General features: G+C 57.0%; 19 protein-coding genes. 4 read left to right on the plus strand and 15 right to left on the minus strand.

Annotation, left to right across the window (positions count from 1 at the left end; genetic code table 11):
• From ACIPZE_RS02075 to ACIPZE_RS02110, 8 genes are all read right to left on the minus strand, one after another.
• Entirely contained in the window at positions 1-1,350 is a 1,350-nt protein-coding gene (locus tag ACIPZE_RS02075) for an HlyD family type I secretion periplasmic adaptor subunit (protein WP_283436513.1), read from the minus strand.
• On the minus strand, positions 1,347-3,122 hold the full coding sequence (locus tag ACIPZE_RS02080) for a type I secretion system permease/ATPase (RefSeq protein WP_400770933.1): 1,776 nt from the start codon (positions 3,120-3,122) through the stop codon (positions 1,347-1,349). Before ACIPZE_RS02080 ends, ACIPZE_RS02075 begins: the two co-directional genes overlap by 4 nt.
• 210 nt (positions 3,123-3,332) lie before the next feature.
• Complete coding sequence (locus ACIPZE_RS02085) at positions 3,333-3,755, minus strand: AprI/Inh family metalloprotease inhibitor (protein WP_400770936.1); 423 nt, start codon at positions 3,753-3,755, stop codon at positions 3,333-3,335.
• Between the two features lie 93 nt (positions 3,756-3,848).
• Positions 3,849-5,315 (minus strand): serralysin family metalloprotease, encoded by a 1,467-nt coding sequence (locus tag ACIPZE_RS02090; RefSeq protein ID WP_283436516.1) that lies wholly within the window; start codon positions 5,313-5,315, stop codon positions 3,849-3,851.
• Positions 5,316-5,762: 447 nt separating this feature from the next.
• Entirely contained in the window at positions 5,763-6,848 is a 1,086-nt protein-coding gene (locus ACIPZE_RS02095; protein WP_129393757.1) for a polyamine ABC transporter substrate-binding protein, read from the minus strand.
• Positions 6,849-6,903: 55 nt separating this feature from the next.
• Complete coding sequence (locus ACIPZE_RS02100) at positions 6,904-7,248, minus strand: cupin domain-containing protein (protein ID WP_129393755.1); 345 nt, start codon at positions 7,246-7,248, stop codon at positions 6,904-6,906.
• A gap of 30 nt (positions 7,249-7,278) precedes the next feature.
• On the minus strand, positions 7,279-8,685 hold the full coding sequence (locus ACIPZE_RS02105; protein ID WP_400770941.1) for an NAD(P)/FAD-dependent oxidoreductase: 1,407 nt from the start codon (positions 8,683-8,685) through the stop codon (positions 7,279-7,281).
• Between the two features lie 52 nt (positions 8,686-8,737).
• Positions 8,738-9,553, minus strand: a complete 816-nt coding sequence (locus tag ACIPZE_RS02110) for a helix-turn-helix domain-containing protein (RefSeq protein WP_400770944.1) — start codon at positions 9,551-9,553, stop codon at positions 8,738-8,740.
• Positions 9,554-9,815: 262 nt separating this feature from the next.
• On the opposite strand from ACIPZE_RS02110, the gene ACIPZE_RS02115 reads away from it, so the two are divergent.
• Positions 9,816-10,088: a DUF1652 domain-containing protein gene (locus ACIPZE_RS02115; RefSeq protein WP_283436518.1), complete on the plus strand. Its 273-nt coding sequence runs from the start codon at positions 9,816-9,818 to the stop codon at positions 10,086-10,088.
• 50 nt (positions 10,089-10,138) lie between these two features.
• On the opposite strand, the gene ACIPZE_RS02120 is transcribed toward ACIPZE_RS02115, so the two are convergent.
• Positions 10,139-12,613, minus strand: coding sequence for a UvrD-helicase domain-containing protein (locus tag ACIPZE_RS02120; RefSeq protein ID WP_400770947.1), 2,475 nt, complete (start codon positions 12,611-12,613; stop codon positions 10,139-10,141).
• Between the two features lie 277 nt (positions 12,614-12,890).
• Between ACIPZE_RS02120 and ACIPZE_RS02125 the strand changes: the two genes are divergently transcribed.
• The gene (locus ACIPZE_RS02125; RefSeq protein ID WP_129393744.1) at positions 12,891-13,586 is read left to right on the plus strand and encodes a pirin family protein; all 696 of its coding nucleotides are present in this window, start codon (positions 12,891-12,893) and stop codon (positions 13,584-13,586) included.
• Between the two features lie 125 nt (positions 13,587-13,711).
• Here the strand turns inward: ACIPZE_RS02125 and pgm are convergent, their stop codons facing one another.
• From pgm to ACIPZE_RS02145, 4 genes are all read right to left on the minus strand, one after another.
• Positions 13,712-15,358: a phosphoglucomutase (alpha-D-glucose-1,6-bisphosphate-dependent) gene (gene pgm / locus ACIPZE_RS02130; protein WP_400770950.1), complete on the minus strand. Its 1,647-nt coding sequence runs from the start codon at positions 15,356-15,358 to the stop codon at positions 13,712-13,714.
• A gap of 106 nt (positions 15,359-15,464) precedes the next feature.
• The gene (locus tag ACIPZE_RS02135; protein ID WP_400770953.1) at positions 15,465-16,886 is read right to left on the minus strand and encodes an aminotransferase class I/II-fold pyridoxal phosphate-dependent enzyme; all 1,422 of its coding nucleotides are present in this window, start codon (positions 16,884-16,886) and stop codon (positions 15,465-15,467) included.
• Positions 16,887-16,914: 28 nt separating this feature from the next.
• Entirely contained in the window at positions 16,915-18,378 is a 1,464-nt protein-coding gene (locus ACIPZE_RS02140) for a hypothetical protein (RefSeq protein ID WP_400770955.1), read from the minus strand.
• 549 nt (positions 18,379-18,927) lie between these two features.
• The gene (locus ACIPZE_RS02145) at positions 18,928-19,950 is read right to left on the minus strand and encodes a zinc-dependent alcohol dehydrogenase family protein (RefSeq protein ID WP_400770958.1); all 1,023 of its coding nucleotides are present in this window, start codon (positions 19,948-19,950) and stop codon (positions 18,928-18,930) included.
• A 270-nt stretch (positions 19,951-20,220) separates the two neighbouring features.
• Between ACIPZE_RS02145 and ACIPZE_RS02150 the strand changes: the two genes are divergently transcribed.
• Together ACIPZE_RS02150 and ACIPZE_RS02155 are read left to right on the plus strand one after the other, a co-directional pair.
• Positions 20,221-21,135, plus strand: coding sequence for a LysR family transcriptional regulator (locus ACIPZE_RS02150; protein WP_129393734.1), 915 nt, complete (start codon positions 20,221-20,223; stop codon positions 21,133-21,135).
• A 232-nt stretch (positions 21,136-21,367) separates the two neighbouring features.
• Positions 21,368-21,670 carry a hypothetical protein gene (locus ACIPZE_RS02155; RefSeq protein ID WP_283436522.1) on the plus strand — a complete coding sequence of 101 codons (303 nt, stop codon included), beginning with the start codon at positions 21,368-21,370 and terminating at the stop codon, positions 21,668-21,670.
• 81 nt (positions 21,671-21,751) lie between these two features.
• Here ACIPZE_RS02155 and ACIPZE_RS02160 read toward each other — a convergent pair whose 3' ends face one another.
• Positions 21,752-23,068 carry an McrC family protein gene (locus tag ACIPZE_RS02160; protein ID WP_283436523.1) on the minus strand — a complete coding sequence of 439 codons (1,317 nt, stop codon included), beginning with the start codon at positions 23,066-23,068 and terminating at the stop codon, positions 21,752-21,754.
• Positions 23,069-23,076: 8 nt separating this feature from the next.
• Positions 23,077-25,098: an McrB family protein gene (locus ACIPZE_RS02165; RefSeq protein WP_283436524.1), complete on the minus strand. Its 2,022-nt coding sequence runs from the start codon at positions 25,096-25,098 to the stop codon at positions 23,077-23,079.
• Positions 25,099-25,242 lie beyond the last annotated feature (144 nt).

Here is a 25,242-nt window from a genome sequence, read left to right on the forward strand (position 1 = left end):
TTATTCCTCGGTCAACGCGGAGCCGGCCCGGTCGAGCAGCGGTTTGAACAGATAGTTGAGGAGTGAACGTTCACCGGTGCGCACGAACATTTCTGCCGGCATGCCGGGCTTGATCACCAGACCGTTGAGTTTCTCCATGGCCTGATCGCTGACGCTGCTGCGCAACACGTAGTACGGCACGCCGGTTTTCTCATCGACCATCTGGTCGGCGGAAATCAGGCTGACTTCGCCCGGTACACGCGGGGTTTTGCTTTGGTTGAACGCGGTAAACAGGATATCGACCGGCAAATGCGTGCCGACCTTGTCGATCAGGTTGATCGGCAGGTGCCCTTCCACTTCCAGCCTCGTACCTTGCGGAACGATCTCCAGCAGAGTCTCGCCCTGCCGCACCACCGCGCCTTCGGTGTGCACGCCAAGATTGACCGCGACGCCATCAGCGGTGGCGATGATTTCGCTGTGTTGCAGGTCGAAACCGGCCGAGGTCAGTTGCTCGGACAGGGTGACGCTTTTCAGTTGCGCGTCGGCCAGTTGCGTGCGGACTTCCTTCTGATACTCCTCGCCATGCTGTTGCAGCTTCAGGCGCGATTCGAGGATGCCCTGCTCGACGCGGCCGCTTTCACCGGTGTTTTCCGCCAGTTGCTGCTGCACTTGCGACAGTTGGCGTTGGTATTCCATCAAGCGGTTACGCGGGATGTAGCCGTTGTCGGCCAGCGGTTGCAGGTTGCGCAATTGCTGCTGCAGGGAATCGGCCTGGGCATTCAGATCGGTACGTGCGCGGCGCATCCCCGACAGTTGCGCGGTGGCGCCTTCGATGCTCGCGCGCAATGCCGATTGCTCCCGATAGAACGCTTCGCGACGGCTGCTGAACAGCTGCCGCTGGCCTTCCAGAACCAGTGCCAGGCGCGGATCCGGGTCGGTGCTCAACTGCGCCGGAAACGTCACTTGCTTGAGGTTGTCGCGCTCAGCCTGCCAACGCGCGAGGCTGGCCCAGGCCATGCGGTACTGCGCTTGCAGCGACTGCACGTCGGCGGCGACTTGCGTCTGGTCGAGGCGAAACAGAGGCTGGCCCTGTTTGACGATCTCGCCTTCGCGCACGAGGATCCGGCTGACCACGCCGCTGCTCATCGACTGTACGGCTTTGCGTTTACCCGAGACCACCACGGTGCCCTGCACCGGGATGCCTTGATCGAGTGGCGCCAATGCCGCCCAGGTGAAGAAACTGCCGGCGCCAACGATGGCCAGGATCCAGCCCATGCGCGCGAAAAATTTCGCATCGCGCTCCGGACGCTCGGTGATGTAGGCGTGTTCCATGCTCGCTTCGTTTTCAGTGTTCATGCTGGCGCTGCTCATACACCCGAATTCCTTGTCGTGGGCTGATACTGCCGGCTCATGCTGAGCCCGCCCGGTGCTTGCGCCGGTTTTTCACGTTGTTGTTCCTGCTGGCCGGAAAGCGCCTTGAGCACATCCTGGCTTGGGCCAAACGCCTGCAAACGGCCGTCGTTGAGTACCAGCAACTTGTCCGCCTGAGCCAGTACCGAAGAACGGTGCGTCACCAGCACCACGGTGGTGCCTTGCGCTTTCAATTGCGCAATGGCACTGGCCAACGCGGCTTCGCCGACGGTATCGAGATTGGAATTCGGCTCATCCAGCACCACCAGGCTCGGCTTGCCATACATGGCGCGCGCCAGTGCCACGCGCTGCTTCTGGCCACCGGACAAACCGCTGCCGTCCTCGCCCAGTTGCGTGTCATAACCTTGCGGCAAACGCAGAATCATTTCGTGAACACCGGCCTGTTGCGCCGCAGCGACGACTTTCTGCGCATCGGTTTCGCTGAACCGGGCGATGTTCTCGGCGATGCTGCCGCTGAACAGTTCGATGTCCTGTGGCAGGTAACCGACGTACGGGCCGAGCTGATCGCGGTTCCAGCGGTGAATATCAGCGCCATCCAGACGCACGGTGCCGCCGAGCGCCTGCCAGACACCGACCAGCACCCGCGCCAAGGTCGATTTGCCAGAGCCGGAGGCGCCGAGCACGCCAAGTACTTCGCCCGCCCCCAGATTGAAATTGACCATGTGCAGAGTCGCCGCACGCTGCCCCGGCGGGCCAGCGCTGACTTGTTCGAAAGTGATCTGACCTTTCGGTGACGGCAGCGCCATGGCGTCGTCGCTTGGCGGGAACGCTTGCAACAAGGCGTCGAGACGGCGGTAAGCCAGCTTCGCCCCGCTCCACTGCTTCCACACGGCAATCAACTGATCGATCGGGCTCAGTACGCGGCCCATCAAGATCGACCCGGCGATCATCATCCCGGCGGTCATGTCGCCCTTTATCACCAGCAGAGCGCCGAGGCCGAGCACCAGCGATTGCAGGCACAGACGCAAGGTTTTACTCAGAGAACTGATCACCGCGCCGGTGTCGCTGGCCTGATTCTGCAGGCCAAGGAAACGCGAATGCACCTGGAACCAGCGCTTGCGTAACGAACCGAGCATGCCCATTGCCTGAATGGTTTCGGCGTTGTGCAGATGGCTGGTGGCCAACTGGCTGGATTTTTGCGAGAACCCGGCGGCTTCGCCCAGCGGCTTTTTGGTCATGTATTCGTTCAGGCAAGCCAGCGCGATCAGCAGCAGCGCGCCCGCCGTGGCGAGGACACCGAGCCAGACGTTGAACAGATAGATCACGAACAGATAGACCGGGAACCACGGCGCATCGAAGAACGCGAACAGCGCCGGCCCGGTAACGAATTGACGGATGTGGGTGAGATCGCCCAGCGACTGCCCGGCATTGCCCTCGCCCTTGAACAGATTGCGTTCGAATGCAGCCTGATAGACGCGCAGATTGAAACGACGCTCCAACTGGCTGCCAATACGGATCACGATAAAACTGCGGATCACCTCCAGCAGGCCAATGAAGGCGAAGAAACCAACGACCATCAGCGACAACATCGCCAGGGTGGTTTCATTTTGCGAGGACAGCACCCGGTCATAGACCTGAAGCATGTAGATGGAGGGCACCAGCATCAGCACGTTAATCAGTGCGGTAAAACAGCCGACGCTGATCAGGATGCTTTTATAGTCACCCAAAGCCTTGAATAAGGGAGCGGTGGCTGGGGCCTTCGCCATCTTCATTGATTATTCCTGAAAGAGATCTCTCGCCAATCTTTGGCAAGACTTCAATTAATTGTTCGTGCCTGGCCACAACGCAATTAGCGAACGACCGATTACACTTTCATAACAACTTGCGTTGTTTATTGCGGTGCAGTTGCCATTCACTCGGCGACTTATAACCACATGCTGCTGCCTTATACTGAAACTCTACGGCCAACTTGATCATTACGACTATTGCGCAGTGCGCTCCAGAGTAATCTTCAAGCCCGACTGCAAAGTCGCAAGATAAAACCCATCACGTTGTCGGCTGAAGAACTGGATTCTTGAGCCTTCCTTGCCGGTGATCGACAAGCCATCCGGATCGGGAAACCAGCCAATCGGCGTCTGCTCAAGCCATGCACCGAGGCAGTCGGCGCCTTTGCCCAGGGTCTGATTGACTTGCAACTCGACGACGCAGGTATTCGAGGGTTTGTCCTGCAGCGCCTGTGCTTCAGGCGTGTCATCACGGCCGGACAATGTCGCCTGCCATGAGCCGGCGAATACTGCGGGTTCTTCAAGTCTGAGGCTGCTTGCCATAGTGGTTTCTCCTGAAATCGTGAAGAGCGCCGCCGTCAGCCACGCCATTGTCGTGTAGGTAAAAGCTTTACAGATCATGGGAATATTCGCTCCGGCGCGTAGCCTTGCCTAGAGGATCAGCCGATGCAAGTGAAGAAAGCGGCGCATTACACGCCGCTTTCCACTTCTACATCACGCCACGATGTCGCTGGTCGCCGCCTGGCCAACGGTGCTGACCTGGAAATCAGCCGCGCCGTGCCCGGAGAAGTCCACCGACAGCAGGCTGTTGCCGCCCGACGAAGTCAGCACTGCATCGCCCGCCGCACCGGTGAAGGCGCTGACGAAGTGCAGGCCGGCGCCTTTGGTGATGCCGGTCAGGTCGATTTTGTCCAGACCACTGACGAAATCGAGAATCTGATCGATCGCACCTGGCTTGGAGTCGGAGCTGGCCGCAAACACGAACGTGTCCGAACCCGCGCCGCCCCACAGCTTGTCGGCACCACCGGCGCCGAAGAGGATGTCGTTGCCGGCACCGCCCTTCAGTTCGTTGGCCACGCTGTTGCCGATCAGCAGGTCATTGCCGGAGCCGCCGATGGCGTTCTCGATGATGGCGCCCTTGGCGATGGACACGTTGCCCACCAGGCCGCCAACGTCGGAGAACGAGGCATCATTGAGGTTGATCTTCTGGTTCTGGGTGAAACCCGAGAAGTCCAGAGTATCCTTGCCGCCCGCATCCCACACCGAGAACACCAGCTTGTCGCTAGACGACGAGGCGCTGAGGAAATCCCGCCCGGCATTGGAGTTGAAGCCGTAGGTGGTATCACCGGTACGGGTGTTCATGTTGGCGCCGTAGAGCTTCTGGATGGCAGCGATATCGTCCATCAGCGGGCCGGACGAATAGGCTTCCACCCCGCCCTTGCTGAAGTTCTGGCTGGTGTTGCTCTCGCTCCAGTAACTCATGATGCTGTAACCGCGGGTGTCCTGGCCGTAGGACGCATCGTTGTAAGTCGGGTTGCCATTACCGGCGTTGTAGTCGCCAGGGTGAGCAAGGCCCAGGGAGTGGCCGATTTCGTGGGTCAGGGTCTGACGACCGTAGTTGTTCAGATCCGGGGTCTTGTTCGGCGTGTAGCTGCTGTTGGTCAGGTACCACGAAGTGCCGTCATAACCGGCGCCGGTGCCTGGCAGGTAGGCGAACGCTGCTGCGCCATCCTGGCCACCGCTGTAGTTACCGAAGGTCATGTGGCCGTCACCGCCCGAGGCTTTCTCGGTAAAGGTCACGTTAGCCACGTCGGCCCAGGATTGCATGGCGAGCTTGGCCTGGGCTTGTTGTTGTGCGTTGAACTGACTGAACCCGCTGATCCCGTGCTTGTTCATCGTGCTGGACGATGCCGAGGTCAGGAACGTGTAGGTGAGTTCGATCTTGCCGCTGCCATCCTTGTCCTGGTAGGCAGCGCCGTCGCGCAGCAACTGGGTTGCGGCCTGGTCGACGGAAAAGGAGGGTTTGCCATTGACCGTGAGGTTGCCGCCACGATCGTATTGGTGGCTGAAGCTATCGATCTGGTTAAACGCCGAGCTGGCTGCGGCCAGAGGTTGCGGCGCCGCGGACAGCAAAAAAGCCTGTTCGGCGGTATCAATAGCATTAGCTTTAACTTTCGACATAAACACACTTCCTTGTTTAGCAATGGAACAGTTTTTGTCCGATAGCGACAATCTCTGGCGAGATAGTCCTATCACTCGCCCAATGAAGGCATCGGAAACCTGACACAATTTGAAATCTGACGTAAAGCATTTTTTTGAGATCAAATTGAACTGTTTGGTGGAACTGCCGTAAACAAAGCGCGCGCGGACGAAAGAATGTTTTAAACGGTAGAGAACTGCCTAATTGTCTGACGATTTTCTATTTAATTATTAAATATGGGTAAGTTGTTTTTTGTTAGGCGCGTCTCACTTTGCTGCACTTTAATAGTGCGATGCCAGTGTATTGATATCAGCCACCACCCCACTCAAAACTGTAGGAGCTGACGAGTGCAACGAGGCTGCAATCTTTTGATCTTGCATTTAACGGCAGATCAACAGATCGCAGCCTGCGGCAGCTCCAACGGGGGGTCAGCTGCCGGTGCGGATTTTGTTCCAGACGCGGGTGCGGATCCGGTCGATGTTCAGCGGCATTGCTTCCAGCGCGAACAATTTGCCCATCATTTCCGGACTCGGATAGACCTTGGTGTCGTTCTTGATTGCCGGGTCGATCAGGCTGTCGGCCTGCTCGTTGCCGTTGGCGTAGTGCACGTAGTTGCTGACCCCAGCCATCACGTCCGGGCGCAGCAGGTAGTTCATGAACGCATAACCGGCCTTCTCGTCCGGCGCATCCGCCGGCATCGCCACCATGTCGAACCAGATCGCGGCGCCCTCCTTGGGAATCGCATAACCGATGTCGACGCCATTCTTGGCTTCCTTGGCGCGATTTTCCGCCTGCAGGATGTCACCGGAGAAACCGACGGCCACGCAGATATCGCCGTTGGCCAGGTCGCTGGTGTACTTCGAAGAATGGAAATAGCTGACGTATGGCCGCACTTTCATCAGCAACGCTTCAGCTTTCTTGTAGTCCTCAGGATTTTTGCTGTGCGGCGGCAAGCCCAGATAGTTGAGCGCTGCCGGAAGCAGTTCCGGGCCATTGTCGAGAATCGCCACGCCGCACTTCTGCAGCTTTTCCATGTACTCGGGCTTGAAGATCAAATCCCAGGAGTCCACCGGGGCGTTGTCGCCCAGCACCGCTTTGACTTTGGCGATGTTGTAGCCGATACCGGTGCTGCCCCACAGATACGGGAAACCATGCTCGTTGTTCGGGTCGTTGACCTGCAAGGCCTTGAGCAGCACCGGGTTGAGGTTCTTCCAGTTCGGCAACTGGCTCTTGTCGAGTTTCTTCAGCGCCCCGCCCTGAATCTGCCGGGCCATGAAATGGTTGGACGGAAAGACCACGTCGTAGCCGGATTTGCCGGTCATCAACTTGCCGTCGAGGGTTTCGTTGCTGTCGTAGACGTCATACGTGACGCCGACGCCGGTTTCTTTCTGAAAATTCTTCGTGGTGTCTGGCGCGATGTAATCGGACCAGTTGTACACCTTGACCGTTTCCGCCGCCTGGGCGAGGGAAACGGCAAGCATCAGCGGTGCCAGAGCAAAGGTTTTGCGGATCATGGGGCGATTCCTGTTGAGGTTTTTTTTGTTGGCAGGCAATCAAAGGATCAAGCAATCAGAAAATCAGCACGTAGGTCTTGCGCACGGTCTCCTGGATATCCCAGATACCGAGCGAGTTGGCTGGCAACATCAGTGCGTCGCCACCTTGTATGTGCAGGGTTTCGCCGCCACCGTCCGGGGTGAAGGTGCAGCGCCCGGAAATGAAATGGCAAAATTCCTGGGCGGTGATCTGCCGGCGCCAGCGCCCGGGCGTGCATTCCCAGACGCCGGTTTCGACGCCGTCGTCGCGCTCGACGCTGGTGGTCGAGGCAACCGCGACCGGTTCGCCCAGCGGCACGGCCACCGGATTGGATTCGTCGAGTTTTAATGTCGCGGTGTTCTTGAACTGCGTAATGCTCATGGTCGGACCTGTCTATTCAATAAACGACGTTTAGTGCATGAAACCTTCCATGAAGCTCGCCACCTGGCTGGCAAGCTTGCGCCGCCATGGCGCGGTCGCCGGGTTGGCCAGGGTCTGGTCTTCGTGGACAAAACTTTTGATGATCGCGTTGTAACCGAGCCAGCGGCACGGCTCCGGCTCCCACGCGCGCAGCGCATGAATCCCGCCGTCGGGCAGCACCCATGGCTGCTGAGTGAGTTCGCTGTCGCGCTCCAGAATCAGATCCGCTAAGGTGCGACCGCCGAGATTGCTGGCGCCAACGCCCTCGCCGCCATAACCGCCGGACAACGCAATGCCGTTGGCGCGATCGCAGAGCATGTGCGGCTTGAAGTGCCGGGACATGCCGAGGTTGCCGCCCCAGGCGTGGGTGATCTGCACGTTTTTCAGTTGCGGGAACAGCTCGCCAAACAGATAACGGCGCAGTTCGACTTCATCGCGGGTCAGGTCAAAGTTGTGGCGCAGCTTGCCGGCGAACTGGTAGCCGCCACGGGCGCCGAAGATCAGGCGATTGTCGGCGCTGCGCTGGCCATAGGTGACCTGGCGGCTGAACTCGCTGAACGCTTGCCCGCGATTCAGCCCGATCTCGTCCCAGGTGGCGGCAGATAACGGCTCGGTGGCAACGATCAGGCTTTGCACCGGCAACTGATATCGACCCAGCGGTGGCAAGGTCACCGAATAACCTTCGACCGCCGGCACAATCCAGCGACTGCGCACGCTGGCCTTGGCGGTGCGCAAGCTGCCCGCCTGCCAATGGGTAACCGGGCTGTTTTCGTAGATTTTCACGCCCATGTTCTGCACGGTCCGCGCCAGACCACGCACCAGTTTGGCCGGGTGGATGGTCGCCACGTGCGGCGCATAGATGCCGCCATAAGGCTTGGCCACACGGATCTGGTGCGCCAGTTGCTCAGGGCTGAGCCAGCGGTAATCGTTGTCGGTCAGGCCTTGGGCGTGCAGTTTGCTCAGGTAGTCGCGCAGCGTGGCTTCCTGTTCCGGATAGCGCGCAGCACAGTAAAGAACGCCGCCCTTGCGGTAATCGCAGTCGATGCCTTCGCGCTCAAGGACCACCTCGACTTCATCGGGAATGCTGTGCAGCAGGTCGAACGAGGCGCGACGCTGTTCCGGCGACAGACCGGCCAAAAGCCGATCCTCGCCGAGCAGATTGCCCATCAACCAGCCGCCATTGCGGCCGGAAGCACCGAAGCCGGCGGTTTGCGCCTCGACGATGGCGATATCCAGGCCAGGAGCCAGTTTCTTCAGGTAGTACGCCGTCCACAGCCCGGTGTAACCGGCGCCGATGATCGCCACGTCGACGTCCAGGTCCCGCTCAAGCTCAGGCCGCGCAAGCAACGGCTCATCGAGTTGATCCATCCACAAACTGATAGTGCGCCACGCCGGCATGCAAGACTCCGCCACTGAAAACCTTCGATGGCGTCGATCCTAGTGCGTGAGTTCAGCCGATGTCTTGCGCGCGTGTCCGCAAAGAAATTTGTTTGGCGTAAGCCTTCGGTGACTGGCCGGTGTGCTGACGGAAACAGCTGTAGAACGCTGATAACGAATTGAATCCGGCGGCGAACGCCAGCTCATCGATGCGCAACGGCGGCGCGGCATGGTCCAAAGAACGCAGCAAATGCTGCAGGCGCGCCTGATTGACGTAACGGTAGAAGCTTTGCCCCAGCACCTGATTGAGCAGGTAGGAAATCTGATTGCGACTGTACCCGCACTCCTTCGCCACCCGTTGCAGGTCGAGTTCGGGATCAAGGTAAGGCTGCTGTTTTTCGAAGTACTGCTGCAGATCTTCGGCCATGAAGCTTAACTGGCGTGGCGACAAACCCAGACGACTGACTGCCGGGCGCTGGTTCGCCGCCGTGCTGCCAGTGCTTTGCGTGCGCACCAGCGAAGCATATTCGTTGACGCGCCAGATCAGTCCGTCCTTGACCGTAATCGCTTCGCTGGAACGAAACGACACCAGGCCATCCCCGCCCCGCAGCGTGACTTCGTATTGAATGAACGCAGTGTTGCCGTCGACGCGAATGCGGTCGCAATGCTCGAGCAGTTCGTCGGATTCTCGCGGCATGCTGACGCGCACGTACTCGCGCAACTCATCCAGGCCAAGTACACGGTTCTGGAAGAAATCGTTGTACTGGATGTCCGGGTGATACAGCGCCATCACGCTGTCCAGATCCCGATGCTTCCAGCTCAAGTGGTAGCGCATGACCGTGGCGGCCGTGGCTTCGGTCTGATCGGGGCCGTCGTCGTCGGCGTGCATAAAAGGCTCAGTACAAAAGAATCGAGCTTGCCCAAGTTCGACACCGGCAGCAATGGCTAATCGATAGTGGCCATCTGGCACTCTCGCCAACGAGCGTGACCTACATCAAAAAAATCAAAGCAATCGCCAAATGAACTGAAAATTCTCACAGGAATTTCACACCGGGATGCTACTTTTAATGGCAAGCACCGGTTGAGCCATGAAGGCTCTTCCCACCTAACATGAGCAAACGGAAGCGCTCGATGAAGAAGGCGGGCAACACATGAATAAAGGGTCAAGCAAAGTCACGTTCCCCAACGCTTGCCAGCTGATGCGCTGGCATTTTCATCCCATGGGTTTCGAGGCGACGATGGATGCGCCGGGCAGCATGATTGCCCGCCTGTTCGATCGAGTCAGTGGCGAAACGATGATCGCCATCGCCGGCATACCGTGCGCCACGGTGATGAATGCCGCTGATGTCGAGCGAATTATTGAGGCCGTGGAGGATGAATTGGAGGCTTTTGTACCTCCAGAGTCTTTTAGAAGTTACGCATAAGCTGCTGATTTACAATAAGAAAGCCCGCATTTATGCGGGCTTTTTTGTGACTAGGCGGTGTGTTTTTCCGGTCGATGGTCGGCGAAGAACGCTTTGCCTTTGGCCACCCGGTCCGATGCCCGGGGCATGTTCACGGCTTGGGATTCCTGCGGCTCGACGTACCAGTAGCAGTGACTGACGGCGCGGGTGATACCGACATAGGCCAGGCGCAGAATTTCGTCCTTCTGCGCGGTATCGTAGGGCTCGCTGTCGCCATTTTTGCCCAGCCCGGCCATGCGGTAGACCTGATTCTTGTAAGGCGAACTGGTCAGATGCTGACAATCGCCCAGCAGGAACACAGCATCAGCTTGCAGACCCTTGGCGCTGTGATAAGTCAGTTGCTTGAGGCGGCGGGCGTCATACGGCAAGCTCGAATCAACATTAACTACTGACTGAATATGCTCTTCAATCAATAACTTATCGCTGCTTTTTCGATAGAGCATCAAGATTGAATGACCTTGGTGATAGTGTTCGGCCAAGCGCTGCCCCAAGGCCTGATCATCACGCTGCAGGACGTTGACCGGCTGTAACGGTTTCGGCTCGCCGCTGGCCTTCGCCTTCTTGCCGGGAATCGCCGGTGCTGCGCGAACAATATGCTCGGCCGCATCGATGATGTGTTGATGGCTGCGATAATTGTCACTGAGCATCACGCGCGTGGTACTCGGTGAAGGGAACTCCTTGTTGAATTCCATGAAATACGCCGGCGAACTGCCCCGCCATCCATAGATCGACTGCCAGTCATCACCCACGCACAACAACGACGAACGCTGCGCTCCGCGACCGACGTGCATGGCCGGGCCACGGCTGCGGATTTCCGTGAGGCTGGCGCGGATCCACGAGACTATCTGGGGCGATACATCCTGAAATTCATCGATCATCAGGTGCGAGAGTGGCCGCAGCAACTCATCACTCAACAGCTTGAGATTCTCTGGCGAATGTTCGCTGAACAGCGCGAACATGCGGTTGTAAGTCATCACCGGCGGTTTCTGGTCGAGCAAATGATCTTCGAACGCGCGCCAGAACAGACTCAGCGCTTCAAAGAAAAACCGGTCCGGGTCGTCCTTTGCAAAACTCATGCGCCCGACAGCGTCCGGAACATCCAGCCCAAGGTTCTCGATAAAGCCTGCAGCGGCGACAAAACAATCGAGTAAAGGCGCCGATGCCAACTCGCCTTTGACCTTGTAGTCGAACCCTGGCCCCGCACTGGCATCGCCCGCCAAGGTCGCCAAAACGCGCTTTGATGACTCGTAACTATCCAACCATATCAATGGCTTACGGCAGAAAGCTTGAAACAGGGTGCGCTTTACTGCCCACTCCGCCCGCACTGACAGCTTGGCGTTGGGCCGGCAAACCTGAGGGTTTTCACGTGGGTCGAAGCCAAGCACTACCCAAGCATCGAGACCCGGAATATAGCCGTGGCAATGGAAGGTCGAGCCATTGATATCAAAGGTCTGCCGCTTCGGCTCAATGCCTTTGATTGGCCAGGCACCGGCGCGCAACCACAGATCTTCGATCGCGTCGCACAGCTCTTCGTCGCGCTTCGCTGCCAGCTCGGTCACTGCCATGCGTTTTTGCACGTCAGGATGATCGCGCTCCAGCTCCTTGAGCTGCAAACCGGCGCGCGAAAGCGGTTGAATCAACTGGCGGAAACGCTCGTCCTCGCTGAACAAACGGTGATAGCAGGCGTTCATTTGCTGGCGCTGAGCATCGTTGATACGCAGGTCGAACGGATTGCTATCAACCTCTTCTTCGCCGCCCTGCGGCCGCAGGCTGAGGTTTTCAAATGCCTGCAAACGCTCGAACCCGGGCAGGCTGCGAACCATCGGCAAGATCCGCGAATGAAAGGTTCGCACCAGTTCGCGCGCCTGTTTCAGGCTGAGTGCCTGACCCCAGAGTGCGAACAGTTCGATCAACTTATTGATGAAATCCTTGCGCGACTCGCGGGTGAAGGTCACCACGGTCATTGAGTCCAGCTCGAATCCGAGGTAATGGCTCAGCAGCAGGATGCGCAACACCAGCGTGGTCGATTTGCCGGCGCCAGCGCCAGCGACCACGGAGGTCGACGGCGTATCGCTGAAGATCATCTTCCATTGCGCTGCGCTCGGCTGCGCATGCTCCGGCAGCAAACGCGCGACATCGGCCTTCATGCGTTTTTTCAGCTCGGCCGTCAGCGGCAGGCGCCAATCGTCGAACAGGTGATTGTCGACACTGGGCGGACGATGCTCGGTGTTGCGGCTGTCGCGGATCAGCAGGACTTGCCGGCCCTCTTCCAGACCTTCGAGCTTGCCTTCTTTAAAGCCATATTCGACGCCAGCGGTGTGCCCGCTGCGAAAGCCATCAGCCTGACCGTGCAGCCACGATGCACGGTGCTGTGCACGCAATCGGGTCAAGCCGTGGCCGAAAAAGCGCGCGGCCAGACGTTTGAACCATGGCATCTCGGCCAGGGGGCGAAGTTCGGGAGGAAGATCGGGGGTGTGTTGCGCCACGCTGACGGGCTCCAGTGTGTGAGGCTGTTGCGGCTATGGTGTCTGTATTTGCCGTTGAGTTCTAGCGAAATGCTTACAGGTCATTGGTTTAGACGATCAATTGAAGGTGAGACAAGACGATTTCGAGCGCCGTTCTCATCAGTCATTTAGATAATAACGCCGCACTTTTTACGCTTTTTATCGATGGTTAACTGATAGATGATCGCCGTCATAAACCAACGGTCTCGCGTCGGGTGCAAGCATCGCGCCCCATGACGAACCTTTTGAGGAGACGATCATGCTTGAACTCAGACCTTTCAACTCGCTGGGCGGCGCCCATCACGGCTGGTTGGATGCCCATCACCATTTTTCGTTCGCCGAGTATTACGATCCGCAGCGCATGAGCTGGGGCAATCTGCGCGTGTGGAACGACGACATCATCGCGGCGGGTACCGGTTTTCCGCAGCATCCGCACCGCGACATGGAAATCATCACTTACGTCCGTGAAGGTGCGATTACTCACCAGGACAATCTTGGCAACAAAGGCCGTACTGAAGCGGGCGACGTGCAGGTCATGAGTGCCGGTACCGGCATTGCGCACAGCGAGTACAACCTGGAAGCGCATGACACCAAGATCTTCCAGATCTGGATTCTGCCCACCGAAACCGGTGCGCCGCCTTCGTGGGGTGCAAAACCGTTTCCAAAGGGCGAACGTGAAGGCTTCGTGACATTGGCCAGCGGCAAGGACGGCGATGACCAGAGCCTGCGCATTCGGGCCGATGCACGTTTGGTCGCGGCGAATATCAAGGCCGGGGAAACCGCAGAGTATCGACTGGATGAAGGACGCCGCGCCTATCTGGTTCCAGCAACCGGTGTGATTGAAGTCAATGGCTTGCGTGCACAAGCTCGAGACGGTGTCGCGGTAGCGCATGAGCAGGTGCTGACCGTCACGGCGATTGAAGACAGTGAAATCGTCTTGGTGGATCTGGCTTGATCGCTTGAACGCGAGCCACAAAAAAGGGGCAACCATGACGGTTGCCCCTTTTTCATCTCTGCTTTGCAAACTCCGTATTTTGGGGAGATCTATCCCTTCTCTACTGGGTTATCTGCAGGCTCGGATCATTTGGTCGAAATAGCGCCATCCACCAACGTCTGCGCTTCGGCCACCAGTTGCTTGAGGTGGTCGTCGCTGACGAAGCTTTCGGCGTAGATCTTGTAGATGTCTTCGGTGCCAGATGGACGCGCTGCGAACCAGCCGTTTTCGGTCATCACTTTCAAGCCACCAATCGCCTGATCGTTACCCGGTGCGTGGCTGAGGATGCTCTGGATCTTCTCGCCTGCCAGTTCAGTCGAAGTCACCTGCGCCGGCGACAACTTGCTCAGCAGGGCTTTCTGCTCCGGATTGGCCTTGGCGTCGACACGCACCGAGAACGGTTCGCCCAGTTCATCGGTCAGCGCGCGATAAGCCTGGCTTGGGTCACGGCCAGTGCGGGCAGTCATTTCAGCCGCGAGCAAGGCCGGAATCAGACCGTCCTTGTCAGTGCTCCAGACACCACCGTCCTTGCGCAGGAACGAAGCGCCGGCGCTCTCTTCCCCGCCAAAACCCAGCGAGCCGTCGAACAAACCCTCGGCAAACCATTTGAAACCGACCGGCACTTCGTACAAGCGGCGGCCCAGACGCTTGGCAACGCGATCGATCAGACCGCTGCTGACCACGGTTTTACCCACGGCAGCGTCGGCACGCCATTGCGGGCGATTCTGGAACAGGTAATCAATCGACACGGCCAGGTAGTTGTTCGGTGCCAGCAAACCACCGGATGGCGTGACGATACCGTGGCGATCGTGATCCGGGTCGCAGGCAAACGCGACGTCGAAACGTTCTTTCAAGCCGATCAAGCCTTGCATGGCGTGGCTGGACGATGGGTCCATGCGAATCTGCCCATCCCAGTCGACGGTCATGAAACGGAAAGTCGAATCGACTTGCTTGTTGACCACGTCCAGATCCAGACGGTAATGCTCGGCAATGGCCGACCAGTAGCGCACCCCTGCTCCGCCCAGCGGATCAACGCCCAGACGCAATTTGGCGTCACGGATGGCATCGAAATCGATGACGTTGATCAGGTCGGCAACGTAGGTATTCAGGTAATCGTGACGATGGGTCGTGCTGGCCTTGAGCGCCTGCTCGTAGCTGATGCGCTTGACCCCGGCCAGCTTGTTCGCCAGCAGTTCGTTGGCCTTTGCTTCGATCCACTTGGTGATGTGGGTATCGGCCGGGCCACCGTTGGTGGGGTTGTATTTGTAGCCACCGCTTTGCGGCGGGTTGTGCGACGGGGTAATGACGATGCCGTCGGCCAGGCCCGAAGTACGGCCACGGTTGTAGCAAAGAATCGCGTGGGAAATGGCCGGCGTCGGGGTGTACTCGTCACCCTCGGCGATCATCACGGTTACACCGTTGGCCGCCAGCACTTCCAGCGCGCTGGCGCCGGCCGGGGTCGACAAGGCGTGGGTGTCGATGCCGACGAACAACGGGCCGGTAATGCCCTGGGCTTCGCGGTACAGGCAGATGGCCTGGCTGATCGCCAGAACGTGCCATTCATTGAAACTCAAGTCGAAGGAACTGCCGCGGTGTCCGGAAGTGCCGAACGCCACTCGCTGAGTAGAAACAGATGCATCAGGCTGGCCCGTGTAATAGGCCGTTACCAGTCGCGGGATATCGACCAACAATTCTGCCGGTGCCGGTTTGCCCGCAAAAGGACTGAGTGTCATGCAAAACCTCTGAGATCGAGTGGTTCAGGAAATACAGCGCAGTTTACTGGCAGTTTGACCGCAGTGCGATGGGATGTATCCGGATCAACTCAGATGTTTTTTAACGTCAGTCTCCGGGAGCAAGTCGCAGCGCGTCAGCCACCCGTCCGACCACATCAGGCAGATCGAGATCACTGTGACTGATCGGGCTCAAGCGCAGGTGATGTGGATAATGGCCATTGAGGCTGAACAGCTCGCCGGGGGCAATGACGATCTGTTGCCTGAGCAAGTGCTGGAACACTTCACTCATGTCGACCCGGCGAACCGAACGTAACCAGAGGGTTGCGCCACCTTGCGGCTCGACAATCTCCACCGCATCGCCCAGACGCTCACGCAGCAAATGAATCAACTGCGTTCGACGCTCCTTGAGCAGACGGCGCAATACCTGCAAATGCTGGTCGATGCGGCCACTGGTAAACAACCGTGCGAGGGCTTTCTGGCGCGTCGCCGACAATCGAAATGAACGCAGCAGAAAATGCCGTTGCAACTCGGTGCGCCATTGCCGCGACAGGACGAAACCGTATGGCGCTTCAACACCGATGAGTCTGTCGAAAGCCGAAAATACCAGCAGCCGATCAGGATCGAGCCAGTCGCGCAGGCGCTGACAGCATGGCTCGTCAGCCAACTCGCTGCTGCAGTCATTCTCCAGCACCCAGGTACCCTGGTTAGCCAGCAGGTGCGCAATCAACTGCCGATTGGCGTCGGGTGCGAGACTGCCGTGGGGCAAACTCAACGCCGAAGACAGCAGGATCAATCCGATACGCTCGGACTGAAGCAGCGTCAGCAGTTGCTGCGGATCGAGTTGGCCATCAGCTTGCAACGGCAATTCGATAACCCGTACCTCCGCGGCTTCCAGCAGTCGCAGAATCATCCAGTCGCAGGGTGATTCAACCAGCACCGTCACGCCGCGCAATTGCAGCACGGCGATCAGAATTTCCAGCACCGAACGCAGATCGGCGCCGATATAAACGTCATCCGCATGCCAGCAGTTAATCGGCGAAACGGTATATCGCGCGGCCAGCACCGTGCGCAGCTCCAGCTCACCACAAGGCTGCGCCAATAACTGCGGCTGCCGTGGATACTGGCGCAGCAGCTCGCGTTCGAGCATCAGCAAGGGACTGTCCAGCGACTGCAATGAAGCCGGCTCATCCGCACTCAATACACACATCCCTGGTCGTCGCGCGTTCCCATATACGGCCTCAAGTACATCACTGGCGTTACCGGATGGCACCATGAGCGCGGACGCCTGGGCGTAATAGCCGGACTTGGCGACCGAATAGACCCGCCCTTCCTTCTCCAGCAACGAATAGGCGTATTGAATAGTCGAGATCGAAACATTCAAACGCTCTGCCAGTTGCCTCAATGAAGGTAAACGCACTGCACAGCCACTGACGGAGGCGTTGATCAATACGGTCAGGTAGCGATAAACCGCCTGATAGGCGAAATCATTTTCCCGCTGAGGCTTCGTGGGTGCGTTTGCGCGAGTCATTGCGCAGCGACTCTGGCAACAATCACGTTCAACCTTCCGCCGACCGCTCATTGGCAACTGTTGGTGCTACGGCAGCCGCAGTTTTTTGCGGGTCTTGCGCCAGCGATTCCGGTATCTGGATTGCGCTCATGGCGTACAAACGGGCAATCAATTTCACCGGCAGCCCGCTGACATCGGTCATCCACTTCACCACCTGTTCCGGTGCATGCAAGCCTTGCATGGCCCGGTGCAAATCCGGCAATGCCACGAGCATGCCCGGATGACATTTGCGCAGAAACATTTCGAGCCCCGCACCGCTGTTGATAAAAGGCGCAAACAGCAGGCAAGTCAGCTGGTTTTCACTGAGATTGAAGGTTTCCTGCAAATGATTGGCCGCGTGTATTCGTCGCTGTTCAAGATCGAGCAGGTTGCCGAAGGTTGCCAGCAAATGCTCACAAACCGGCTCGGGCACTTGATTGCGGCGCAATGCTGCCAGGCTTTCTTGCAGGTAGTCAGCGACACCCTTTTCATAGGTTTGGCTTTCGATGACACTCGCCTGCAAGCCACGCAGGTGCGCGGCCACCAGTGGTTCGACGAACTCAAAGTCGCCTTGATACAGCGTCAGGTCGTCAGCCTGAAATCCGAGGAAGTCACTGAGCAATGGCCAGCGCTCTTCGAGCTTGCCGACAATCATGTCGTTGATGTCGATGAAACTGGAACGACGACACGCCTCGAACTGCCCTTCCGGACGCCACGGCAATTGCTCGCCCCCGGTGTAGAAGTGTCGGTAGTAGTCGCTGCCGAGCCCGTCAAGCATCGGAAACAACATCTCGAAACCGCCATGATTCGCTGGCAGTCCACCAAGCCCCGCTTTGAGTGCGGCCCGATTGAGTCCTTCCAGAAACAGTTTCTGCCGACGCGGTGGCTCAGCGCCGATCATCGCGTCGACACCGTTGTTCCAGCGTGCGATCTGGCTGTAGAACTCCGCTGTCGCCAGGTAGGCGTCATCCCACAATTCGAGTGTTTCATTCGACGTTCGGCGATGCCCCGACATCAGCAGATTGATGCGATTCGCCTCACGGCTGGCTTCGCTGACCACCGACTGGAGATCGAAGGGGCCAACCTGTCGATGATCCACCATCAGTAACTCCACCCGTGGATCGTCATTTAGAAACAACGCGCCGTAGCTGCGGTGCATGTTTTGCAGCGCGCCATGGCTGGTGCCATTCAAGCGCAAGGAGGCAACGCGCAATTGAAAGGTCGCCGGCGCGCGACCCGCCAGGCTCAGTTGTGCGGCTCGCAGCAAGGCCAGCGTGTAACAACTGTCCCTTGAGCCTGACTGGATCACCAGCACCTTGAAGTTACCGATGTGCTCCATGCCGCCGGCCGCCACCAGCAAGCGCTGGATCAACAGCTGCAAAGCCGTCCGCTCTGCACGGGAGAAGAAGCTCAGCAACCGTTGCAGAACTTGCTGGAAGACGTAATTCATTGCCTGATCATGGATCGTAGTCATCGGTATTTACCCGGTATCAATAGTTTCATGCCGCGCACACTGAGAGTGTCAGCGGCACAACAATTCATCAATAAGTAATAGACGCTCAAATGCTAACACTTACGCAATCGTAGTTATTTGAAACACATGAGCAATTAAAGACTGGCCAGCACCCAACCGAGGCTTTCAACGCATTGTTATAAAAGGATATTTTCCAGATGAAAAATGCCCTAGGAAACTTCCGACAACGTCCCACGACAATTGAGTACAAGAAAAAAAGACGCTGCCTCGGAAACGCCCTACAACAATTAAACAGAAATTGCCGCAGCACACAGAAGTAGCCGTTTGATATTGCACAGGACAAATAGAATGCACAGACATGGCTCATTCCTTGAGATGAAAGTAATCATTCAATTATCAGGGCTTATATGATGATTAGAAGATACAGATAGAAAGCAAAAACCAGTTCAGTTGCTGAACGGTCGCGCAGGCGCAGCCTGAAAAGCTTTCATTTTTGGAGGGGGATAAACACAAAAGAGTCCGTGGGGCCACGGACTCTGTTCAGCAGGGTTACGCAGGTTCGACTTGCAGTGCGACCCGTTCGCGGCATGGGCATTCGTCCATGTAGCGGTGCGCTTCGACGAACTCGTTGAACGGAAACACCCGAGTCTTCAACGGCACCAGCACTCGATCGGCTGTCAGCTGGTTGATGTCACGCAGGGCACGTTGCAGTGCGACGTGATCCTGGGTGATGCCCAGCTCCGGCTTGCCGGTGAAGTTACCGATGCAGTGGACGAAGAACTGAATGTTCTTCTGAAACGCTGCACACGCCGGGAATGGCGTCTGGTTACCACCTTGCAGGCCATACAGGACAAGACTGCCGCGCGGTGCCAGGACGTCGCCAAGCAACGACATCTGCGGGCCACCCAGACCGTCGAACACGACGTCAACGCCACGGTTGTCGGTGATCTTGTTGACGCGAATCAGCAGATCTTCTTCCTCGGTGACAATCACCTTTTCGGCCCCAAGGGACAGCAGGTATTCGCGTTCTTCCGCCTCTTTGGTGGCGGCAATCACCCGTACGCCCATGGCCTTGCCCAACTGGACAAACGAAGGGCCGGCGCAGTGACTAGCGTCAGTCACCAGCGCAAATTGCCCCGGTTTGACCCGCGCCAGATCGGCGTAAGCAAAGTAAGCGATCAACAGCGGCGTGTAATGCACGCTGGCTTCAATCGGGCTGAGTACGTCTGGATAACGGGTCAGCGCGGTACGTGGCAGCACGATTGACTCGCCGTAGACCGGGTAGTCGTTCGCACTCTCGGCCGGGAAACTGGCGACCTTGTCGCCCACTACCAGATCATCGACACCGTCACCGACCGCGGTGATCACGCCAGCCATCTCATGACCAAGGCCCGCAGGCAGTCGTGCCTGAGACGAGGCCAGGTTCTGACGCCAAAGCGTGTCATACCAGCTGATGCCGATCGCTTCGACACGTACCTGCACTTCGCCAGGACCTGGCTGAGCGGCCGCATGCTCTTCGCATTTGAGCACCTCGGCGGGACCAAACTTGTGAAAACGGATCGTGCGGGACATCGCAAACCTCGTCAAAGTAACCTCTAATGCCATGAACTCTATCTGGGCTTTCGACCCAAGACTATCAGTGGCTATTAATAGTCGACATGCCTGTCATTGATTCCGCAGTATGGGCGGCATTGGCAAAAACCATGGAAAATCTGCTGTCACCGTTTCAGTAAAGCTGAATTTTCCGGTGCAGAGTACCAGCCTTTCCCCGTAATATTCATGCCGGCCATTGTTCTCATATGGCCGCTCTCGTCAAGCTTGATGACTCTGCCAGGACTCCAGATGAATCGTAATGACCTGCGTCGTGTCGACCTGAACCTGTTGATCGTATTCGAAACTTTGATGCACGAACGCAGCGTGACCCGGGCAGCGGAAAAGCTGTTTCTCGGTCAGCCAGCGATCAGTGCGGCGCTCTCGCGCCTGCGTAGCCTGTTCGATGACCCGCTATTTGTACGCACCGGGCGCAGCATGGAACCGTCTGCCCGCGCGGTGGAAATCTTCGCCCTGCTCTCGCCGGCCCTCGACTCGATTTCCACGGCAGTCAGCCGTGCATCGGAATTCGATCCGGCTACCAGCACATCGGTATTTCGGATCGGACTGTCCGATGACGTCGAATTCGCCCTGCTGCCGATGCTGCTCAAACGCCTGCGCGCGGAATCGCCGGGAATTGTGCTGGTGGTGCGGCGAGTCAACTACATATTGATGCCTGGCCTGCTGGCTTCCGGCGAAATATCCATCGGTGTCAGCTACACCACCGACTTGCCGGCCAACGCCAAACGCAAAGTGCTGCGCCGCAGCCAGCCGAAATTGCTCCGTGCCGATACCGTGCCGGGGCCGCTGAGCCTGGATGACTATTGCGCGCGTCCGCATGCGCTGGTGTCGTTTGCCGGGGATCTGAGTGGCTTTATTGATGAAGAGCTGGAGAAACTGGGGCGCAAGCGACATGTGGTGCTGGCCGTGCCGCAGTTCAACGGATTGAGTACGTTGCTGGCGGGCACCGACATTGTCGCGACCGTGCCGGATTACACGGCTGATGCGCTGACGGCGGCCGGCGGTGTGCGCGCGGAGGATCCGCCGTTGCCGACGCGTACGTTTGAGCTGCATATGGCGTGGCGCGGGTCGCAGGATAATGATCCGGGGGAGCGTTGGTTGCGGTCGCGGATTCAGATGTTTTTTGGCGATCCGGATAGTCTCTAAAAGAGTTGACGCGACTGACCTTGGCGCGTTTCTGCAGAGTTACTCCCGGGCCCCTTTCATCTCAAGCCAACTGTCACCACGTAAACGCACGAACAACAAAACGCTCATCAGAGACTCGCGTCAGCAGCTCTGAATTACGACCGCTTAAGGCTGCCGATCCTCGGACAGCCTTGGAGCTCTACGATATTGCTATCGATCACAACTGCCCGACCTGACCTCTTGAAACTTTCTGGTGACACTGGATCCGGTGGGTGCAGGATTTCTCGTATGGCTGGGTTCCGACATCTATTTTTCTCAGCCAACGCCTGTCGCTGAAACATGGATCAAAATCCGAGCCAACGCAAGCTCACCTGACCAATCTGACGGTGTCGCTGACTTCGGGGAGCGCTGGATGATCGAAGCCGGTCCGACCATCAATAAAGCCATTGATAGGCACCATGCTTCCGCGGACTGGATGTTTATCGAACCTGTGCAAGGCGCGAAGTCTGCCTGTGATCTGATTTTTGATTCATTCAACGGTATTTTCGGCCAATGAACAGATTCCGCAGTTTCATGTACTTGGCACTTCTTCTCTGCACCGGTTGTGTAAAAACGGCAAGCATTCCGCCCGCCGACCTCACCTTATCGTCCCCTCCACGGTTTCGCACGTTTTACTGCCATAGAGACACAGACCCAAAGGTGATATCTCTGGCAGTAACAACGTGCGGCTTTCAAAGCAAAACGGCACAACCCAGAGCTTCAAGTCATTCGAACTACTGAAGTCGAATACAGGCAAAGGTTGAGTAAATGACTCCGTCCACGGATAGATCAACACGACGCTGCCCGGGCTTTTTAAATAGATGTGTGCGTACGCGTGCAATTGGTAGAAGTCGCTTTGGCTGAGTTGGTACTTCTCACCACTGTTACCCTTGGCGCTATCCAGAAGCTTCCATTTCGTATCGAGCACCATGCAAGTTTGTGTGCCCTGCTCAATTAGCAAATCCGGTTTGAGACGGAACCAGTCTTGCTGCTTATGGCTCACTAAATGGTGCTTGCAGGTCTGGGTCCGTAGATTGAAACCCTGCCGGACCTGAGTCCCAAGGTGCTTCGCGACATAAGCTTCAAACACCGCCTCCATGGGAAACAACATGGAAGGTGCGTTGTGCTCGCCTGTACCAGTCACCGGGCTGTCGCCTTGCAGGATTAACTGTGCCCAAGCAAGCGCAGGTTCGTAATAGGTCATTCCCCGATCCAGCCGGATACGTTTGAGATCCCGGGCAATATCGGTGCAAATCGGCACATCGGCAAACACGAAACTCAACTCGCGCGCCAAGCGCTGATTGCCCGGTGCTTTGCACATCCCAAGCGTTTTTCGCAGTGCGGTATGAATGAGCCGGTTTTCTGCCCGATCTTGAGTAAACTCGTCGAACTCGCTGAAAAAACGGTCACGACGTACCACATTTTGCGAGAGATGAGGCGCTATCAACAATTTGCCACGCAGGCTCGACAGATTAGCCTGCCGAGTACTGTAGTCACTTCGAACACCTCGCTTTACCACATCCCTTGCTGACGCTAGAAACTGCTGGAGAAATACCTCAAGCAATGGCATCTGTTGCTTTTGAAGATCAGCATTGGCTGTCTTGATATGACGAAAGCTCCGCAGACACTTGAGCATTTCAATCAAATTATTACGTGCCGTTTTTACAGACGTATCGCGACCAATCTTGGGCAGAATCTCTATTTGATAGCCACAAGGAGCGCAGACCACGCCCACATAGTTGGTGAACTGAATGGCGCGCCGCCCCCGACGACTAGTCAGTTTCATCCAGACCGGCGCCAGCACGTCAGGGGTCAGGCATTGTTCTTCAAGCCAGGCAAATACCTTTGGGGGGACGGTGTTACCATTCACACCGTCAGCCTTGGGGAACACCGTGTCGAACTCGAAAATCTGCATGGACGTCATTAAACAAGCGTCGCGTAGATTTCGATAAAAGCTTTCGGTTCAAGCAGCGCACCCGCATTCAAACGGTACTGAGGCCGCAGCGAGTATTCATCCAGGCCGTGATTGGCGCCGAACAGGTCCTTGGGGAGACTGTCGGTTTTCAACTCCTGGACAAACTGAAGCATGTCCGCTGATTTCTGGTTATCACCCAGTACTAATCGAATTTTTTGCCAATCTTCGAAAAAATACTCTTCCAGCAATGGAATAATGCGCGTCTTGAAAATGCCGCCGAGCGCTTTGAAACGCTCCTCAATCGCGAGATTTTTCAACGACGTGAAATACGCGTGCCCAATGGCGTGTTCACGGTCATACAACGCTTCGATACGCCTGTTGAGTGCAGTCAGCAGTTGACCGAGAAAGATGGAATGCCCTCCTTCGGAAATCGCTATTTCAGCCAACACAGACGGTTCTGGCATCAACTCGATGAATTCGAAACGGCGACGCAACGCCGTATCAACCAATGCCAGTGATCGGTCGGCCGTGTTCATCGTCCCGATCAAATCAACATTTGAAGGAACGCTGAATGGCTTGCCTGAGTAGGGAAGTGTGAGGGTTACCTCATATTCGCCTCCCATACGTTTGTCGACTTCGATCAGCGTGATCAACTCGCCGAAAATCTTGCTGATATTGCCGCGATTGATTTCGTCAATCACCATCGCGTACTGCTGATCCGGATTTTTCAGCGCTTCTTCACACAGCCGCAGGAATGCACCCCTTTTGATCTCGTAACGGACATCCTTTGGACAATCTGCTTGTTCCTTTTCTTGAGTCAGGTATTCGGGATCCACAAGCACCGGACGCAGACCTTCGACGAACTCTTCGTAGCCGTAGGATTGGTGAAAGGTGACAAATTCATAGCGTTTTATCCCTTCGGCGGATGTGTAGCTCTCGCGAAGCAACTCCTGCAGCCTGCGGGTTTTGCCGGTGCCGGGAGGGCCAAAATAGATTTCATTGCGTGGAATGACAGCCGCATCAGTGGCCCTGATGCTATCCGGCTGTCCCCCCTCCTCCTCACTCGAACCTTCTTCGCTGCCGTAATCATCCGGCCAGAAACCTGCGCGACTGGATTGCTGATCTTGTTCAAGCCAGATGTTGGTATTTTGCGCCTTCAGCTCTTCAACCGATGCCACAAGCGCCTCACTCAGATCCTCGTTTACCGATATCGTCTTCAGACCACCGAATGATGCCCACCGGACCGAAACACGATTCGCTTGGACAAACAACACGCCCGTTGATGATCCCTTTAACGCATCTTTGCGCTTCCTGCCGAAGACCAACTGAGTATTAGTAGACTTCGTTGACCACCAGTCAAAACCGAGTTCGTGTATCGCAACGGCGAACCGGGCAAATAACTCCGTCATCTCGCGACTCCACTTTGGCTGCCGCAGTCTGAAGTCCTTGCTGATCTGGAAGTGTTCCAATAATTTGGACAAGGCGGGCGAAGTGTTCAATCCAAACTGTTCAGCCATATCGTCGTATCCGATTTCAAATTTTTCAATGGCCGCGGCACTCCAATCCACAATCCCCTGAAACCCGAGCGCCAATCCTTCTTCAGCGGACAAGGTCGCAACAATAGGTGAGGATTGATAAGGGCCGCGCAACTTGTCATAGCGCTCTCGCAACGTGATATCGGTGATCTTTTTATCGACCAGGTCAAGCTTGACGACAAAGCCCCAATTGGCATCGATACCGACGGTGTAGGCCAAGCCTTGAGGAGCGTCCGCACGAGGATAGATTCGCGCCCAGTTGTAGCCCAAAAATTTCTTGTTCCACTGGCCGATGGGCCTGCGAATGACTTGGGGGGCAATGCTGTTCGGAAATACACGCCGTTGCAATGCGTACGCCCATTGCTTGGTGACGTTATAAGCCTCGCGCAATTGGCTGTAGGCTTGCCGATGTGATGCGTCGTCTTTGTCAAAGACCTTGTCGTGCCATGCACTTAAACAATCGAATTGGTCGCTGGTAAAATAATCTGACGCCACGTGTTGTCATCCCATCCTTTGAAAGTGATTCCATGGTGCCATCACTTGTAAGGGACGGATAGAGCAACTCGAAATAGTCTTTCGTTTGTGCATGCCCCTTCAACGATGGGAACACCAATCGTCCACAATAGTAGGCTCCGAGAT

The organism is Pseudomonas sp. NPDC089741, from assembly GCF_044748825.1.
GTDB lineage: Bacteria > Pseudomonadota > Gammaproteobacteria > Pseudomonadales > Pseudomonadaceae > Aquipseudomonas > Aquipseudomonas helmanticensis.